The organism is Microbacterium sp. UBA3486, assembly GCF_002377845.1.
GTDB classification, from domain to species: Bacteria; Actinomycetota; Actinomycetes; order Actinomycetales; family Microbacteriaceae; genus Microbacterium; species Microbacterium maritypicum_A.
The window spans coordinates 1-16,889 of record NZ_DFQP01000043.1; the positions used below are offsets into that span (position 1 = coordinate 1).

The 16,889-nt window shown below is 68.2% G+C and carries 11 protein-coding genes and 1 pseudogene; 2 read left to right on the top strand and 10 right to left on the bottom strand.

The window, feature by feature from the left end; all coding sequences use genetic code 11:
* From B2869_RS06235 to B2869_RS06270, 8 genes and pseudogenes are all read right to left on the bottom strand, one after another.
* Positions 1–985, bottom strand: a pseudogene (locus B2869_RS06235) (hypothetical protein); the annotation flags it as partial.
* Between the two features lie 192 nt (positions 986–1,177).
* Positions 1,178–2,530, bottom strand: a complete 1,353-nt coding sequence (locus B2869_RS06240; RefSeq protein ID WP_292763915.1) for a polysaccharide biosynthesis tyrosine autokinase — start codon at positions 2,528–2,530, stop codon at positions 1,178–1,180.
* A gap of 55 nt (positions 2,531–2,585) precedes the next feature.
* The gene (locus B2869_RS06245; RefSeq protein WP_292763918.1) at positions 2,586–3,896 is read right to left on the bottom strand and encodes a hypothetical protein; all 1,311 of its coding nucleotides are present in this window, start codon (positions 3,894–3,896) and stop codon (positions 2,586–2,588) included.
* Positions 3,897–3,907: 11 nt separating this feature from the next.
* Positions 3,908–8,614 (bottom strand): PKD domain-containing protein, encoded by a 4,707-nt coding sequence (locus B2869_RS06250; protein ID WP_292763921.1) that lies wholly within the window; start codon positions 8,612–8,614, stop codon positions 3,908–3,910.
* An 86-nt stretch (positions 8,615–8,700) separates the two neighbouring features.
* Entirely contained in the window at positions 8,701–9,252 is a 552-nt protein-coding gene (locus B2869_RS06255) for a DUF4352 domain-containing protein (RefSeq protein ID WP_021198746.1), read from the bottom strand.
* Between the two features lie 181 nt (positions 9,253–9,433).
* Positions 9,434–10,051: a hypothetical protein gene (locus B2869_RS06260; RefSeq protein WP_292763926.1), complete on the bottom strand. Its 618-nt coding sequence runs from the start codon at positions 10,049–10,051 to the stop codon at positions 9,434–9,436.
* Positions 10,048–10,767, bottom strand: coding sequence for a CDP-alcohol phosphatidyltransferase family protein (locus B2869_RS06265; protein WP_292763929.1), 720 nt, complete (start codon positions 10,765–10,767; stop codon positions 10,048–10,050). The genes B2869_RS06260 and B2869_RS06265 overlap by 4 nt, the downstream gene beginning before the upstream one ends.
* The gene (locus B2869_RS06270; RefSeq protein WP_292763933.1) at positions 10,758–11,711 is read right to left on the bottom strand and encodes a glycosyltransferase family 2 protein; all 954 of its coding nucleotides are present in this window, start codon (positions 11,709–11,711) and stop codon (positions 10,758–10,760) included. The genes B2869_RS06265 and B2869_RS06270 overlap by 10 nt, the downstream gene beginning before the upstream one ends.
* 194 nt (positions 11,712–11,905) lie before the next feature.
* Here B2869_RS06270 and B2869_RS06275 point away from each other — a divergent pair, with 194 nt between their 5' ends.
* Positions 11,906–13,903 carry a glycosyltransferase gene (locus tag B2869_RS06275; RefSeq protein ID WP_292763935.1) on the top strand — a complete coding sequence of 666 codons (1,998 nt, stop codon included), beginning with the start codon at positions 11,906–11,908 and terminating at the stop codon, positions 13,901–13,903.
* A 27-nt stretch (positions 13,904–13,930) separates the two neighbouring features.
* On the opposite strand, the gene B2869_RS06280 is transcribed toward B2869_RS06275, so the two are convergent.
* Together B2869_RS06280 and B2869_RS06285 are read right to left on the bottom strand one after the other, a co-directional pair.
* A complete protein-coding gene (locus B2869_RS06280; RefSeq protein WP_292763938.1) occupies positions 13,931–14,953 on the bottom strand; it encodes a glycosyltransferase family 4 protein in 1,023 nt (340 codons plus the stop codon).
* An 86-nt stretch (positions 14,954–15,039) separates the two neighbouring features.
* On the bottom strand, positions 15,040–16,260 hold the full coding sequence (locus B2869_RS06285) for a glycosyltransferase (protein WP_292763940.1): 1,221 nt from the start codon (positions 16,258–16,260) through the stop codon (positions 15,040–15,042).
* 120 nt (positions 16,261–16,380) lie between these two features.
* Here B2869_RS06285 and B2869_RS06290 point away from each other — a divergent pair, with 120 nt between their 5' ends.
* Positions 16,381–16,836, top strand: coding sequence for an adenylyltransferase/cytidyltransferase family protein (locus B2869_RS06290; protein ID WP_021198753.1), 456 nt, complete (start codon positions 16,381–16,383; stop codon positions 16,834–16,836).
* Positions 16,837–16,889 lie beyond the last annotated feature (53 nt).

Sequence of the window (16,889 nt, forward strand, 5' to 3'; positions counted from 1 at the left end):
AGGCCGTCGGCTCGGGCGACGGGGATAGTGTCGGCTCCGGCGTGGGCTCCGGCGCAGGTGTCGGCTGCGGCGCAGGCGTGGGCTCCGGCGCAGGCGTCGGCTCCGGCGCAGGCGTCAGCTCCGGCGTGGGCGTCGGCTCCGGCGTGGGCTCGGTGGAAGGTTCGGGCACCGTGGTGGGCGTGGTGACCGAGACGTCGTCGATTCCGACCGGAACGGCGGTCCGAGCACCCGAAGACGTGTAGAGCGAGAAGGCGTAGCCACCCGCTGCCTGGATCCGGTCAGCCGAATCGTCGGAGTAGGTCACCAGCCAGTCAGTCGGCTCCGCAGCGCCCGATTCCCAGGCCTTGGCGCCCAACTCCACCGGGCTCGTGCCGGTGACGCTGAGCGCCACGATCAACGTCGTGTCGCCCGTCACCATGAGCGGGAGCCTGCGCTCACTGAGATGCTGCACGCGCATGAGGTCAGTGAGGCGCACGATCGACACATAGGCCGAGCCGTCAGGATGCACGCGCACACGCACCCCATAGGAGTCGGCACCGGACACGCGGACAGCCTGGGAGAGGTAGAGCGGCCCTCCGACCGGAAGCTCGGGGACGGTCAGTGAGAAGCGGCTGTCCACGTCGGTCGCGGCGACACCGTCGACGGTCGCTCGAGCGGTGATCCCGGGCTTACGACTCGCGAGCAGGGCCTGCGCGCCGGTCACGCTCGCCGTTCCCTCCACGACGCGCCAGGCACCCTCGGGCGACGAGCCCCATCCGGAGCCGACGGCGCGATCCATATCATCGTCGATGACCGGAGTGTCCGCCGATACCTGGGACTGTGCGAGAGTCACGGCGTCGTCGGCCAATGCCGACGACGGAACGGTTGTCAGCGCGGCAGTGAGCGCAAGGGTGGCCGTCAGTGCACCCGCGAGGAGCTTTCGAGAGCGTCGCCGAGGCGGAGTCGCGGACTCGCGTGATGCGAGATCGAGGAACGGAGTGGACACGATGTCACCGTCTTCTGGGGCAGATTCACGATCACCCCGCATCTCCGCCGCAGTTTAGACCCCGGCAGCAAAGAGCGAGTCCCCCTCGCAACTCATGAAGAATACCCGGCTGCCGGGGCAAAGACAAACGAACACAGCGCCACACCGATATACTCCGTCGCCTGCGCGGTGTCTCCGCGTCGAGGCATCGCGTCAGTCGCTGTAGTACTCGCTGCGGTGTCGATCCGGACGAGCACGGTTCAGGACGGTGCCGAGGATGCGCGCGCCACCCGATTCGAGCGATTTGACGCTCTTCGCGAGGGCGGCGCGACGGGTCTTGGTCGCATCGACCACGAGGATCACGCCGTCGGTTTGGGTGGCGAAGAGGTTCGCGTCCGCCACGCTCAGGATCGGCGGAGAATCGATCACGACGTAGTCGTACTCCGCCGCAGCGAAGTCGAGCAGCTGCGCCATGCGAGCGGAGGTGAGCAGCTCCGCAGGATTCGGCGGGATGGTGCCGGCGGGGAGGATGTCGAGTGTGCTGTCTGCCACGCTGTGCTTGGCCACCTCGAACTCGACCTCGTCGAGCAGCACGCTCGTGAGTCCGATCGAGCCGTCGATGCCGGCATGCTCGTGAGCCCGCGGCCGCCGCATGTCGGCGTCGATCAGCAGGACGGAGTTGCGCAGCCCGGCGAGTGTCATGGCGAGATTCACCGAGATTGTCGACTTGCCCTCGGACGGCATGCCCGACGTCACCAGCAACACCTTCACCCGTGAGGAGACGTTCGCGTAGGCGAGCGCCGAGCGGATGCGACGGAACTCCTCGGAGGTGTGGCCCAGTGGCTCCTGGGCCACAGCGATACCTCGCATGGCCAACAACGGAGACTTCGAGACCACGCCCAGCACAGGGTCGCCGCCCGCCTCGGTCAGCGTCTCCTCGGTGCGCATGCGGGTGTCGAGCACACCGATCAACGCCGCGATGGCGAGTCCGAGGACGCCACCGAGGAACCCTCCGAGGAGGGCGTCGCGAGGCTTGCTCGGCGTGAACTGGAACTCGGGCACGACGGCGTCATCGATCACCTGAGCGGTGATCGTGGATTCGCCCTGCGGGTCTTTCGGTGCCACATCCTTGACCACGATGATGAGCTGTTCGGCCACGGCGTCGGCCAGCTCGGCGGCCGCCTTCGCATCATCGGTGATCCCCGTGATGCGCAGCGTCACGGTGCTCTGCGGGATCGTGACCTCGATGTCACGCGCGAGAGCGCGCGGCGTCGTGTCGAGGCCGAGCTCCTCGATGACGGGATCGAGCACCCGTGAACTCGTCGCGAGCTGCGCGAAGGAGAGCATCTGGCTCTGCGTGTACACAGAGCCCTGGTTGAGGTCGGAGGCACTGGTGCCCTGATTGAGAGCGAAGTAGAGCGAGGTCGTCGCCTGGAAGAGCGGGGTCTGCAGCGAGGCGTAACCGTAGGAACCCGCGGCCCCGACGACCCCGAAGAGCACGACCATCCACCAGAACTTGCGCAACGAGCTGGCGATGACGCGCAGACTCACCCGGCTCTCGCCCATGACTCCCCATTCCCCCTCAGACTTCGATTCTAGAGGAGTGTTCGATTCCACGACTTCATGACTGTGCAGGGCGCTCCACGGTGCCACGGGGCGGGCGCGAAGGCTCGAGCGATCCCCGCCGTATCTCCGCAGGTCCCTCGTGCACTCCGCCGAGCGCGTCGGCATCGCGGGCCCACGTGATCGCGAGCCCCACGCAGAACCAGAGGAACATGCTGTACTGCGTGATCAGCGCGACCACCACGAGGCTCGGCAACTGCCCGACGACGGCGATGGACGCCGGGCTCCGGGTCGAACGTCGCACGGTCATGATCGCCGCGCAGACGATCGCCGCCATGATGAGCAGGGTCGGCACGTAGCCGTAGCGGAGCAGGGTGAGGACGAGGGCGTTGTCGACGGAGCGCGCGAAGTAGCCCAGATAGTAGTCACCCGAGACGAGCGAATGCCAGTCCCCCGGATTGCCGAAGAGCTGCACCTGCTGGAGAAGCACGAGGAGGTCGGTCCGATAGTCCGCGCTGCCGTCGGCCTCGTCGCCCGCCGCCCCGAAGACGGAGTCGATGATCGGGATCGCGATGACGGTGCCGATGACGCCGGCGGTGACGATCGCGACCCGGAACCGGGTGGACACCCCGACGATCAGGAACGTGGACAGCACCAGAGTGAGCACGAGGGTGAGCTGGCCCGCGCGACTGAACGTCAGGACCGTCGCCACGGCGATGAGTACGACGCCGCCGATCTTCGGGACCAGACGCCACTTCGTCGCCACGATGAACGCCGACGACATCGCCAGGGCCGCTCCCAGGGCGATCGAATGCCCGAAGGCGCCTTCGACCCTCAAGACCCCACCGCGTTCCTGCAGAGGGCTCCAGGTGTCGTAGATGACGCCCGATCCCGGGATCAGCACGAACGGGTTGAACGACGTGAAGAACTCGACGATGCCGAGGACTGCGGCGATGATCGCGACCACGGCGATCGTCGACGTGACCCACCCCGGCGCGATGCGGGCGAGGACGACGCGCCCCCAGAGGTAGGGAATGACCCACTCGAGCAGCGCGGCGACGAGAGACGGGAGGTCCACCGAGCCGAAGCCGTAGAGTCCGACGATGACGATGATGAACGCCACGACCCAGGCATCCGCGGCCCGCAGAGGGACGACGGACCAGTTCACGATGATCATCAAAGCCGTGAGCAGCGTGATCGCCGCCCAGTAGAAGCCGACGTTGACGCCGACCCAGAGCGGCACGAAGAAGAGCACGCACGCCCAGGCCACGAAAGCGGTGCGCGGCATCAGCCGGAGCACGAACACGACGATGGCCACTGCTGCGATTCCTCCGACGGCGAGGAGCGCGATCGGAACAGCAGTGGCCATGCGTCAGGATCTTACTGGGGCGCGGTGACGCGGAACGAATCGAACGAGACGTTCAGAGGCGCCGTCGAACTGCCCGACCGGTTGCCGCTGAGGCCGACCGCTCCCGCAGCCAGCGGCGTCGCATCCGTCGCGTTGATCTGCCAGTTCGCCGGCTCGGTGGTACCCGTCGCCCAGATCTTCGCCGAGATGGCGGTCGAGGTCGACCCGGTGACCGACACCTTCAGGCTGTACGACGTGTTCGCCGCCCAGACCAGCCCGGGCACGGCCTGCGTGAGCACCACGGTCCCTTCACGGTGGACCACGAGCCACACGGTTCCGTCGGGACGGAGCCACGCGCGGGCGAAGTACTTCCCCGCGGCCGTCTGACGGGCGATGACTCCGATGTAGGCGCCCCCGGCGGCGGGAGCCTGATCGACGCGGAACTGCGTCTCGAGGAGGGCATCACCGATCGACGTCGTGTTGAGCGTCGCGTGACGGGTGTCTCCGGCGACCAGGCTCAGCTTGCCCTGGCCGTCGGCGACGGTCGCCGCCGCCTGCGAGCCTCCGGCGATGCTCCAGGCACCGCCGGTGACCGCGCTCCCCCAGCCGGGACCAGCGGTGCGGTCGAACTCATCGCTCGCCAGCGCTGCCGGGTTGGGCTCAGGCTGCGGCTCGACAGGAGGTGCCGTGACCGTGACCTGCTGGGTGGCGGTGTTGGTCGCGCCCTTGTCGTCCGTCACAGTGAGGGTCACCGTGTAGGTGCCCGCCGCCGTGTACGCCCGCGAGCTCGTCGCTCCGGTGCCTGTCGTTCCGTCTCCGAAGTTCCAGGCGTAGGAGGCGATGGTGCCGTCCGAGTCGGTCGACGCTCCGCCGTTGACGTTGACGGTCAGGCCCGTGGCCGTCGCCGTGAACGCGGCGGTCGGCGCGACGTTCGTCGGCTGAGGCTCGGGCTGCGGCTCGGGCTGCGGTGTCGCGGCTCCGAGGTTCTTCAGCGTGTAGTCGTCGAAGCTCGCGAGGTTGGTGCCGGTCGCGCTGCCGGCTCGGTACGAGAACACCGTCGGGGCTCCGGCGACCTGGAGGGCCGGCGTCGCATCCGTGGTCGAGAGCTGCCAGTTGGCGGGCTCTGCAGCGCCGGCCGCCCACAGCTTCGCGCGGATCGTCGTGGTTCCGGAACCCGTGGTCTCCATGGCGAGGTTGAACGTGCTTCCCGCGGTCCACGTGAGACCGGCGACCGCGGTGCTGGCGATGGCCGTTCCGTTGCGGTGGATCACGAGCCACGTGGTGCCGTCCGCACGGTGCCATGCGAGCGCACGGTAGCCGTTCGAACCGGAGCGACGTGCACCGAGTCCCTCGTACGCGACACCCGTCGACGGTCCGGAGGCCAGCGAGTAGGTGATCCGCGCCGACGTGTCGAGGAGCGACGTGCCCTGCAACAGCATCTCGCGGGTCTCGCCCGGGGTGAGATTCACCTTGCCGACGCCGTCTGCGACGGAGGTGACGGCGGCCGAACCGCTCATGGGCGCCCAGGTGCCGCCGACATCAGCCGCACCCCAGCCACTCGAGACGACGCGACCGAACGAGTCGGATGCTGCGAACACCTGCGCCTGAACGGTCACGGACTTCGTGACGCTCGCCGAACCGCCGAGGCTGTCGGTGACCGTGAGGGTGATGTCATGCGCACCCGGCTGGGTGTACGTGTGACCAGCGGTCGCCCCTGTACCCGCAGGCGTTCCGTCGCCCCAGTTCCAGGAGTAGGAGAGCGTCGCCCCGTCGGACGCGCTCGACCCTGCGGCCGAGACGTCGACGTTCATCCCCGACGCGGTCGATGTGAACGTCGCGACCGGGTTCGCATGGGTCGTGACGGCCTCACGCGTGGTGGTCGCCGTGCCACCACGGTTGTCGGTGACGGTCAGGGTCACCGTGCGCGTGCCCGCCGAGGCGTACACGTGGCTGGCGACCTGGCCGCTCGACGTCGATCCGTCGCCCCAGTTCCAGTCGTACGACGCGATCGTGCCGTCGGAGTCGGTGGAGGCGGAGGCATCGGCGGAGACCGAGAGACCGGTGCCCGAGACCTCGAAGGAGGCGGTGGGCAGCACATTCGCCGCCTGGACCACGACCGGGTTCTCGGTCGTGGTGGCCAGCCCGTTGCTGTCCGTGACCGTGAGCTTGGCCGTGTAGGTTCCCGCAGCGGTGTAGGTGTGCGAGACCGTCTGGCCGGTGGCCGTCGCCGAGTCGTCACCGAAGTCCCAGCTGTAGCCGGTGATCGTGGCCGAGCCGGTCGGCGCGGATGCGCTGGCGTCGAACGCCACCGCGAGATCGGTCGGCGTCGCGGTGAAGGCGGCGGTCGGCGGCTGGAAGCCCTTGCCGATGCCGTAGTGCGTCTGCACCTGTGCAGCGGTCAGCGCGTAGGGGTAGACCGCGACCTCGTCGAGCGCACCCTTGAAGTTGATCGAGCTCGGCGCGGACGGCCAGCCGTTGAGGTTGTCCCCGCCGACGCGCCAGTAGCCGACGTAGTTCTCGGCAGTGGTCGCACCGGCCGCCGATGAGACGAGTGCGCCGTCGATGTACAGCTTCATGCCGGCAGCGCTCTGCGTGGCCACAGCGTGGTGCCACGCATTGTTGTTCAACGCCGTGGAGTTCTGTACGGTCTGCGTGCTGCCGTTGTACGTGCCGAAGACCAGCCGACCGTTGTTCGTCATGTAGAGATGACGGTCGTAGCTCGTGGAGTCACCCGATGCCGCGTTCCCGTAGCCGAGAAGCTTCCCGCCGTTCGTCGTGTTCGTCTTGAACCACAGTTCGGTCGAGAACTCCGTCGGAGCGGCGATCTTGTCGGTCGACGAGATTCGTCCCGTGCTCGTCCCGGAGAAGGTCGACGCGCCGGTGGCGGTGTTCTCGACACCGGAGGTCGACGACGTCACGCCCGAGCCGAACACCGGCGGGTTCGCCCCCGCCCAGTCCTGCGGCGCGGTGCCCAACGGGTAGTACAGCTGCGGGTTATCCGTGATGACCGCGTTGGTGTAGCTCGAGACCGTGCCCGATGCGACGGTCACGGACATCGCCTGACTGCTCACGGTGTTGCCGTTGCCGTCCTTCGCGACGACCGTGTACTCCTGCTGCGACCCCGGCGTGGCGGTCTTGTCTTCGAGTATGACGGCCGGTCGGTTCCACCAGGTTCCGTTCGCCGTGGTCGTGGCGACAGGGGTCGCCGTGCCCGTGCGACGGAGCTCATACGTGAGCGTCAGGTCGTCGCGGTCCCAGTTGGCCGGGATCGAGACGCGGACGCGACCCGGAATGAACGACTGCGCAGTGCCTGTCCAGTTGGCCGCGGCGAGGCGGGGTCCGTCCTTGGCTCCGCCCGGAGGGTTCGTCGAGAAGCGCACGAGGCCCTCGAATCGACCGTTGTTGACCGAGCGGAACTCGCCGCCGATCGAGATCATGTTGCCGGCACCGGTGATGGAGAGTCCGGCCTGACCCAGGCCCGTCGTCACGCCGACGGCCCAGTCGGGCGTCCAGGCGTAGGGAGACGGCGCGGGGGTGCCCGCCCAGTTCTTATAGGTGCCGCCGGCTGCGGGCTGGTTGCCCAGCGAACCGCGGGCATCGGCCGTGTACGCCTCGGAGTAGCGGTGCGTGCGCGGGTTCTGCTCGGGGTGCAGGTTCATCGTGCCGCACGCGTGCGTGTGGCTGGTCGTGTAGACGACCTTGCCGGTCGAGTAGACGCCGTAGTGGTCGCCGAGGCAGTCGGCGATCCAGCGGACCTGTCCGGTTCCGGCCTCCGCCGCGAACGTGCCCTCGAGGTTTCCCGTGGCGGCGTCGGCGTAGACCCAGCCGGTGCCGTAGACGGCCGTGGCATCGGCGGCGAGTCCGAAGATGCCGGCCTTGCCCGAGTTGCTGCCCGTGTTGGAGCCGTTCTTGACCGTCTGCGGGAGCGCCCACGACGAGTCGACGGCACCGGTCGTCTTGTCCAGCGCGACGGTGCCGCGCATGGTCAGGTCGCCGTTCACCTGCGAGAAGCGGCCGGCGGCGATGACGTTCTGACCCGCGGGGTCCATGACCATCGCGTCGACCTGGAGGTCGGTCTGCGGTGCCCAGCTCAGCAGGGCACCGTTGGCGGCGTTGAAGCCGGCGAGGTTCTTGCGAGCCGTTCCGTTGCCCTGCGTGAACAGGCCGCCGACGTAGACGCTCGATCCCGAGGTGGCCAGCGCGTAGACGCCGCTGCCGCCGATGGACGGCGAGAATCCGGGGACGAGCTGACCGGTCACGGCGTCGAGGGCCGCGAAGTTCCAGCGCGCCTGACCGTTGACCGAGTTGAAGGAGCCGCCGATGTAGATGCGGCTTCCGTCGGGCGAGGCGGCGACGGCCTTGATCACGCCGTTCACCTGCGGCGCGAACGACAGCAGCTGGCCGGTGTTGATGTCATAGGCGAGAACGTTCGAACGCGCCGTCAGGCTCGTTCCCGGGGCAGCCAGGGGCGCACGGGCGTTGTCGAACTTGCCCACCGCGTACACGGTCGAACCGATGGTCGTCTGAGACCAGACGTAGCCGTTGTCGATCTGCACGGTCGGAATCGGGTCCGACGTGACGACGTTGTCGTCGCGCTGCAGCAGGGGCGGTGGGGTCGACGGGACGTCTGCCGACGCCGCCTGCACACCCAATGTCGTCATGCCGGCGACGAGCAATGCCGCTGTCACGACAGACGCAAGCGCGCTCAGCGCCCGCCTCGTGGTCGATGTGTTCCCCATAGTGACTCCCCAGCCGCCAGTTTTCTTCTTCGAAAATGAGTTAGTGCGATGAATGACCGAAAGTGATGCGAAAGAATGCGTGCGCGTCAGGAGAGCTGGCCGGCGAACGTCGCCACCGGCTCTCCTGCGGCGTAGTTGACGCTGATCTTCACCGAGCGGCCCTGAGTCGGGTCGAGCATGAAGACGTAGGTCCCCGTGGCCTTCGCGCCGGCGGCGAGCTCGCCCTGCAGGGGCTCGTTCGGACCGGCGGTGGTCGAGACGCCGATGTCGCCGTCGTCCGTGACGAGGCTGACGACGGCGGAATCGACGCTCTGCGCGCGCTTCGAGTCGTTGGACACGGAGAGCGTGACGACGACTGCGGAACCGGCGTACTCGCCGGGCGTCTCGGGCTTGATGGTCGTCGTCGAGATCTTGTCGATCGTGACCACCATGTCGGTGGAGAGCGCGATCGGTGCGTCGAGCGCCCCGCTCTGCTCGGTGAGCGCCGGAGCCTCGGTGGGCCCTTCGGTCTCCGTGTCGGAAGGCGGCGTCCAGTCGGTGGTGCTGGTGCCTTCGGGCGCCGGCGTCTCGGACGCGCCAGGCGCTGCGGTGCAGCCGGCCGTGACGAGTGCGAGCGCCACCAACGGCGCGACGACCATCGCTCGTAGTGAGCGCGAAGAGCCGTCCCCAGAACGGCATGATGAAACTTTGAACACTGCAGCTCCCCAGAACCCAGATTCCCCGTTCCCAAAGCCCCCTCGGCTTCGGGTCCCCTTCAACCGCGTAGAACGCGGCGTCGGCTAATCGTAGTGCGAGGACCGGAATATCGCAAGTGTTCGCTCAAGAAGAGTGTCGCCGATGTCCTCCGAGTTGCGCCAGGATGGTCGCGACGGAGGCCTCGACCTCCGAGATCGTCTCCAGGTGTCCGCGGCTTCCGTGGCGATCGGCGATGCTCGTCGGGTCGACGGTCGTGCGGCCGCCGAAGAGCTGCCGCAGGCGGGTCCCGACACCTCCGGACGCGGCCAACGGAACGGCTCTCGATCGACCCCGGTCGAGGTGGGCGACATATTCCGCCACCCGATCCGGAGCAGACGACGCGAATCCCTCACCGAGGTGGGCGGCTTCCTTGATCGTGAACATCCAGTCACGCGACCGCGGTGCCAGTCGCACCAGCTCGCCACGGATGTCACGCGAAGCCGTGAGCACGATGCTCGCCTGCTCGATCTGCTCGACCGTGACCGGTCGCGCCCGGTGCGCCCGGGCTTGGGTCTGCCACTCCTCGTCGTCGTGCAGCGACGCCACGACCGCGCAGATCGGGTCGCCCGCGTTCGCTCGGATGCCCGCGCTGCTCACCGAGAGGGGCGAATCCGCCCCGAGCCCCCGCCTCAACGCGAGTTCGGCCAGAGGCGACCGGCAGACGTTGGCGGCGCAGACCACGAGGATCTTCTCGTCGGTCATGCGGCCTCCCCGAGCTTTCCGATCTCGCGGAACCACTTCACCGCGGCGAGCGCCAGGAACAGGACGGCGGCCGCGCAGAGCGCGCCGTAGCCGACGAGGAACGCCGGGGTCCATCCCCACAGGACGAACACGAGGCACACGAGACCGAAGTCGGTCGGCAGGAGGATGAGAGACCGCAGCAGGGTCCCGCCGCCGCGCTCATGGGTCGACGCCACCGCGTGCTTTCCCTTGAGCAGGTCGTTGAGGAGCATTCCGGAGAACGTGGTCGTGGCCACGATGCTGAACACGATCGGGATCAACAGCAGCAGAGGCGTCTCGGGAAGGACGCGGTAGAGCCCGACGAGCACGGCGAGATGGAGCGAGGCGATCTTGATCGTGTCGATGAAGTGATCGAGCCACTCGCCCTGGGGGCTTCCCCCGCCGCGCAGACGTGCGACCTGGCCGTCTGCGGAATCCCAGGCATACCCGAGCACCAGAAGGAGGGCGATCAGCAGCCCCATGGGCACGTTCACGGGACCGAACGCGATCAGTCCGATCGCGACGAAAGAGTGCACCGCGCTGATGATCGACACCTGGTTGGGGGTGAGACCGATCCGGTAGGCCACGGCGGCGAGCACCCGCCCGATACGACGGTTGACGTACACCGAGTACGCGGGTGCCCCTCGGGCGTGCCCCTTCTGCGCACGCGCGAGACGGTGATATGCGTCTACGACCATTTCCTGCCCTTCTGGACCGTTGCGTGGGTCCGCGCGATCCGACGGGCCTCGCGGACACCGCGAAGATAGGCCCGGATCGGTGCGGCCGACTGGATCAGCTGACGTCGCCCACCTCGGAGGATGACCTCTCTGGCCGTGCGGGGGATGGACCGGCGCCAGCGCTGCACCGCGGCATCGTCGAGATGACGCACCGCGTACAGCATCCGGTTTCGGATGTTGTAGAAGTAATAGCCCTCGGATTTCGCCCGGGAGGTCTCGGGTTCGGCGCGCTGCGTGCCGCCCTCATCGTGCACCGCATTGGCGTCTTCGACGAGCATCAGCGAGCCACCGGCGGACACCACGCGGCGAGAGAAGTCGACGTCTTCCCAGTACAGGAAGTAGTCGTCGTCGAAACCGCCGGCGAGCTCCCATACTTCGCGCGTGATCCACAGGCAGGCCCCGCTCAGCCAAGGTTCGAACGGCTGCGCATCGCCGTCGACGCGCTTGCGACGTGCGCGCATGGTGCCGTCGTCGAGCAGGAGGTCGATGCCGGCGAACCAGGTTCTTCCATCGGAGTCCGTGATGACCGGCGAAGCGAGCGTGGTGCGTGAGGCTGCGGTGACGGAAGCGAGTCGACGCAGGGAATCGCGGTCGATGTGCGCATCGGGGTTGATGACGAGCACGTCAGTCGCCCCCTCGGCGAGCGCGCGCGTGACACCGATGTTGACGCCGCCGCCGAAACCCGAGTTCGATTCCGATTCGATCAGGAGCCAGCCGTGCGCGTCGGCGACTTCGCCGGCGGCACGCCGTTCGTCGGCGTTCGACCAGTTGTCGACGACGAGGACGAGCACGTCGGGGTCGATCGCCCGCGCTTCGCGCTCCACGGTCACCAGATTGCGTTGCAGAAGCCGCGCCGAGGCGTAGTTGACGACGACGACGGCAAGCCGTCCGTGCTCGATTGACACGCGATCCTCCCCCCGGATCCGGGTCACGGATCGCCTCGGGTCGTCGGTCGAATTCCCCAGAGTCGCGACCGACGTCGACTCCCAGGACAACGACTATACGCGAGAGCAGCCCCCGCAGATCGGTATCAGGGGGTTCACGATACGATGAGCCGGCGTCGGAGTCGAGGCGCGATACTGCCATGGGGATGGGGCGGATGACCAGGGGACCGGAATCGAACGACATGATCACTGTGACGATCGGCGTACCCACGTACCGGAGGCCCGAGCTTCTCGCGGCTCTGCTCCGCACGCTCCCCGCACGCATCGCCGAATGCGCCGACCTCGGAGTCGCGGTGGATGTGCTGGTCGTCGACAACGACCCCGCGGGTTCTGCGCGGAGCATCGCCGCGGACGCGGATCTCCCTGTCCGCTACGTCGTCGAACCCGCACCGGGGATCGTCGCCGCGCGCAACCGCATCCTGGATGAAAGCGCCGATCGCGATCTCCTCGCCTTCATCGACGACGACGAGATCCCTCGGGAGGCGTGGCTCTCCTCGCTCATCGAGGTCTGGCGCGAACACGGTGCGGACGCCGTGATGGGCCGCGTGATCTCGGTCTTCGACGAGGACGTCGACCCGTGGCTGCTCGCGTCCGGCACGTTCCGGCGACCGCCGAGACGGACGGGCACCGTGCTGCAGGTGGCCGCCGCGGGCAACCTGCTGCTCGACCTCCGTTCCGTGCGTCGACTCGGGCTGCGCTTCGATCCCTCCCTCGGCCTGGGCGGTGGGGAGGACACGCTCTTCTCGCGGCAGCTCGCACGTCGGGGCGGCCTGATCGTGTGGTGCAACGAATCGGAGACAGAGGATCTCGTCGTCGCGTCGCGCCTGAGCCGCGCCTGGGCGGCGCAACGGGCATACAGCTCCGCGAACGCCGGCACCCGCATCCAGCTGACGTTGACCGACGGGAAGATCCGTCGCGGCATCCTGCGGTTGAAGGCCCTGGTGGGCGGCGTGGCCCGGATCGTCGTCGGCGGCCTGCGCAGGATCTTCGGAACCCTGACCTCGAACATCACCCACCACGCCAGAGGAACACGCCTCGTGCACCGCGGCCGCGGCACCATCGCCGCCGCCCTCGGCCGCCGCTATGACGAGTACCGTCGCCCATCGGAGGATGACACGACCATGACCGACACCGCATCGAGCATCCGCGTGATGCAATCGCTGGGCGCCCCCCGTCCGACGACGAACCCGTACAACAAGATGCTCGATGAGGCGCTCGGATCCACGGAGGGCCTGACTCGCCTGCGGTTCTCCTGGGGGACGGCTCTGTTCGGGCGCTACGACGCCTTCCACTGGCATTGGCCGGAGGCGAAGCTGCACGGCTCCACGTGGTGGAAGTCCACGGGCAAGTTCCTCCTCACGACGGCGCTCGTGTTCCGACACCGCCTCTCTCGTCGCATCGCCGTGGTGCGCACCGTGCACAACATCGAACTCCCCGACGACAACGCGCCTCGGCTGTGGCTGCTGCGTTTCATCGATCGCCACACCGACTACCGGATCGTCATCAACGAGACCACTCCGCTCACCCCCGGCACCCCGCACAGCCTGATCCTGCACGGCGATTACCGCGGCTGGTACGCGAAGTTCCCCTCGGCGGAGCGGGTGACGGGGCAGCTCGGGTCGTTCGGCGGCATCCGTCGCTACAAGGGTCTGGAGGGCTTCATCGACGCCTATGCCGAGGCCGTGACGGTCGAGCCGACGCTGAGCCTGCGGATCGGCGGGCGGCCGTCCACCCCTGAGCTCGGCGACGACCTCCGGGCGCGGACCGCGGATCTCCCGGGCGTCGACCTCCACCTCGACTTCCTGAGCGATGCGGAACTCGTCCAGCTCGCGACCTCTTCCGACCTGATCGTGCTGGCCTACCGCTTCATGCACAACTCAGGCAGCGTCCTCGCCGCCCTGTCGATGGACCGACCGGTCCTCGTCCCCCGCAACGAGGCGAACGAGGCTCTCGGACGCGAAGTCGGACCGGAGTGGGTGCTGATGTACGACGGCGATCTCGATGCGCCGACCGTCGTCGAGGCGTGGCGGTCCGCGACCACGCTGACGGGCTCGCCCGATCTCTCCCGCCGCGACTGGGCCGACGCCGGCCGCGCTCACGCGGACGCGTTCCGCGCCGCCGTGAGGGTCAAGCGACGCGGCGCCAAGCGCTAGGGCGCCTCGGCAGCACCCGGCGCATCGTCAGGCGGGGGCCAGCAGCCCTCGCACGAGAGATGCGACCATGATCTGCGTCGTGAAACGCCGCTCCACCTCGATCCGGCCGTTCCGCCCGAGCTCGGCGGCATGTCCCGGATCGTCGAGCAGCCGGAGCAGCGCGAGGGCGAGCTCGGCGGGATCCTCCGGACGAACGAGGTGGCCGGTGCGCCCCTCGCTCACGTACTGCTCCATCCCCGGGGTATCGGTGACGACGACAGGACGCGCCGTCGCGAGCGCTTCGAGTGCGACCGTCATCCCGGAGGCATGGAGGTTCGGCCGGGTCGGGATGACGACCACGCTCGCGGTGGCGTAGAGGTCGCGGAGGTCGGCATGCGGCATGTGCCGCACGACCCGGACCCCCTCCGGCGGGTCGAGATCCGACCGCGTCTGAACCACCGCCTCGGTCTCCGGACGGATGGCGAGGACCCGGGCGAGCGCCGCATAGAGGGTGGCGGGGTCGCGGTCGCGGTCGTTCCCCACGCTCACGATGCGCGGCCGGTCCGGATAGGACCTCGGGACGAAGAACGCGCTGTCGATGCCGAAAGGGACAGCGAACACGCGCGTCGGTCCGTGCCCGAGCATCGTTCGCAGGGGTTCGACCTGTGCGTCGCTGAGCACCCAGGCGGCCTCTGCCCTGCCGAGCATCGCGACCATCCGTGCCGGTGCCTCCCCGGTCTCGGCCATATCCGTGAGCCAGATCACCCCGGTGGCGAATCGGGTCCGCGGGTGGGTCGTCTGCATCCGATAGGCCGTGTTCTCATCCCACGTCAGCGTGAGACCGTCGACGGGGCGCGGCCCCATGGAAAATCGCGCACGAGCTCGCGCGACGCGGCCCGGCGGGGCGAGGTCGATCACCTCGACCGCCGCGTGGTCACGCAGTGCATCGAGACCGTACGGCCAGATGCTGGGCACCTCTCCCCTGGCGTGGCTCTGCTCCCAGGTGCGCGCCGACTGTTCGACACGATGCGCCCAGGTGAGAGACAGCGAGGGACCGCCCTCGAATTCCACGAGCCCACTATGGACCTCCTCGCCCGTCCTGGCAAGAGAGGAGTTGCCGAGCGCCCTCGAAACCGGCTCCGGAAGGAGCCCCGCCCTCAGAGCTCGCCGGGCTTCATCACCTCGGCATCGATGGCACGGATCACGCGCTGGGCCGCGGTGTCCGTCGGGGGCTCGGCGCCATCGCCCTCACCCTTGCGTCGCCGCTGAGGCGCGTACACGACGAGCGAGTGGAACAGGAAGCGGGCGAAGAACGCCACGATGAGCGAGAGGCCGGTCGCGACGACGCTCGAGATGTGCCACGACTCGACCATCAGAGCCATCACCGGGATCCGCAGTGCGGCCTCGATGTTGTTGAACGCGAAGGAGCTGGCGAAGCGGATGCCGAGGGCGCGCGCGTCGGTCCGCATGTCGGCGAACACGAAGCGCTCCTGCAGCACGAAGTTGCCGATGATCGTGACCTCGGCACCGATGATCGCCGCCCAGATGTACGGGACCCCTGCGGCGGTCAGCGCCCACATGATCCCGAGGTTGGCCGCGGCGCCGATCGCGCCGATCAGTGCGAACAACGACATCTTGCCGAAGCGCAGGCGCGCGAGGTGCTCGAGGAACATCGCCCCCTGACGCATGCTCGCCTTGGACGTGCCGTGTCGACGTTCGGCGAACTCCATCGGCACCTCGGCGATGCGCAGATCGTTGCGAGCGAGGATCTCGAGGAGGATCTTGAAACCCCGGGGTTGGAGCGTCGAGAGGTCGAGACGACCGCGATCGACCAGGAAGAACCCGGTCATCGGGTCGGTGCTGCGGGCGAGACGGATCGGGAACATCGCCCGCGTCAGCCACGTCGCGACGCGGGAGACGCCGAAGCGCACAGCGGTGCCGAGGCCGCTCGTGTCCCCTCCGCCGATGTAGCGGGACGCGGCGACGACATCGGCGTCTCCCTGCGCATATCGTGCGAGCAGGGCGGGGAGGAGTTCGGGCGGATGCTGCAGGTCGCCGTCCATCACGATGCAGATGTCGAAGGCCGCGGCCTCGAGTCCGACGACGACGGCGCCGCCCAGTCCACCCGTGTTCTCGGAGCGGTGGATCACGCGCACGGGGAGCGGAGCATCTGCTGCCACCCGCGCGACCTCGGCCGCCGTGTCATCGGTGCTGTCGTCGACGAACAGGATCTCGGCGCCCCACCCCTCGAGCGCGACCGCAGTCCGTGCCACGAGCTCGGCGATGTTGTCGCGCTCGTTGAACGTCGGCACGATGACCGTGACCGGTGTCCCCACGTCCGCCCCCTGTCCCCCACGCGCATCGCGTGCGGCCTCCATCGTTCCACGGGTTCCTATGCGGGAGGAAACCCGGACCTGCTAGACTTTCGAACCGCGGCTGTGGGAGTCGCGAAGCGGATGGGGATCCGCTTACTGGGGAATTACTGATCTGGGGAGATCATGGGGACGCGTATCGGCTATGCCGTTGGTGCTTTCGACCTGTTTCACGTCGGGCATCTCAACCTTCTTCGTCACGCCAAGCAGCACTGCGACATTCTGATCGCTGGCGTCGTCAGCGACGAGATGCTGCGTCAGGTGAAGGGCATCGAGCCCGTCATCCCGACGGCCGAGCGGGCGGAGATCGTGAAGCACATCTCGTTCGTCGATGACGTCTACGTCGAGACGACGCCGTCGAAGATGGACTCGTGGCGCGACGTGCAGTTCACGCACTTCTTCAAGGGCGACGACTGGCGCGGCACCGAGAAGGGTCTGCGCCTGGAGCGCGAGTTCGCCGAGGTCGGCGTCGAGGTCGTGTACTTCCCGTACACGGCGCACACGTCGAGCTCGTCGCTGCGTCGCGCACTCGACGCGATCACCGCGGGCGCGAACGCTCCCGCCGTCGCCTCGGTGCGCTGAGACCCCGAGCAGCCCATCGTCACCCGTTCGGTGCGCCACCCGCCGACGTGAGG

Coding starts and splice junctions, on each gene's coding strand:
- B2869_RS06240 (WP_292763915.1), bottom strand. CDS start 2,530: ATGGGCGAGAGCCGGGTGAGTCTGCGCGTCATCGCCAGCTCGTTGCGC.
- B2869_RS06245 (WP_292763918.1), bottom strand. CDS start 3,896: ATGGCCACTGCTGTTCCGATCGCGCTCCTCGCCGTCGGAGGAATCGCA.
- B2869_RS06250 (WP_292763921.1), bottom strand. CDS start 8,614: ATGGGGAACACATCGACCACGAGGCGGGCGCTGAGCGCGCTTGCGTCT.
- B2869_RS06255 (WP_021198746.1), bottom strand. CDS start 9,252: ATGGTCGTCGCGCCGTTGGTGGCGCTCGCACTCGTCACGGCCGGCTGC.
- B2869_RS06260 (WP_292763926.1), bottom strand. CDS start 10,051: ATGACCGACGAGAAGATCCTCGTGGTCTGCGCCGCCAACGTCTGCCGG.
- B2869_RS06265 (WP_292763929.1), bottom strand. CDS start 10,767: ATGGTCGTAGACGCATATCACCGTCTCGCGCGTGCGCAGAAGGGGCAC.
- B2869_RS06275 (WP_292763935.1), top strand. CDS start 11,906: ATGACCAGGGGACCGGAATCGAACGACATGATCACTGTGACGATCGGC.
- B2869_RS06285 (WP_292763940.1), bottom strand. CDS start 16,260: ATGGAGGCCGCACGCGATGCGCGTGGGGGACAGGGGGCGGACGTGGGG.
- B2869_RS06290 (WP_021198753.1), top strand. CDS start 16,381: ATGGGGACGCGTATCGGCTATGCCGTTGGTGCTTTCGACCTGTTTCAC.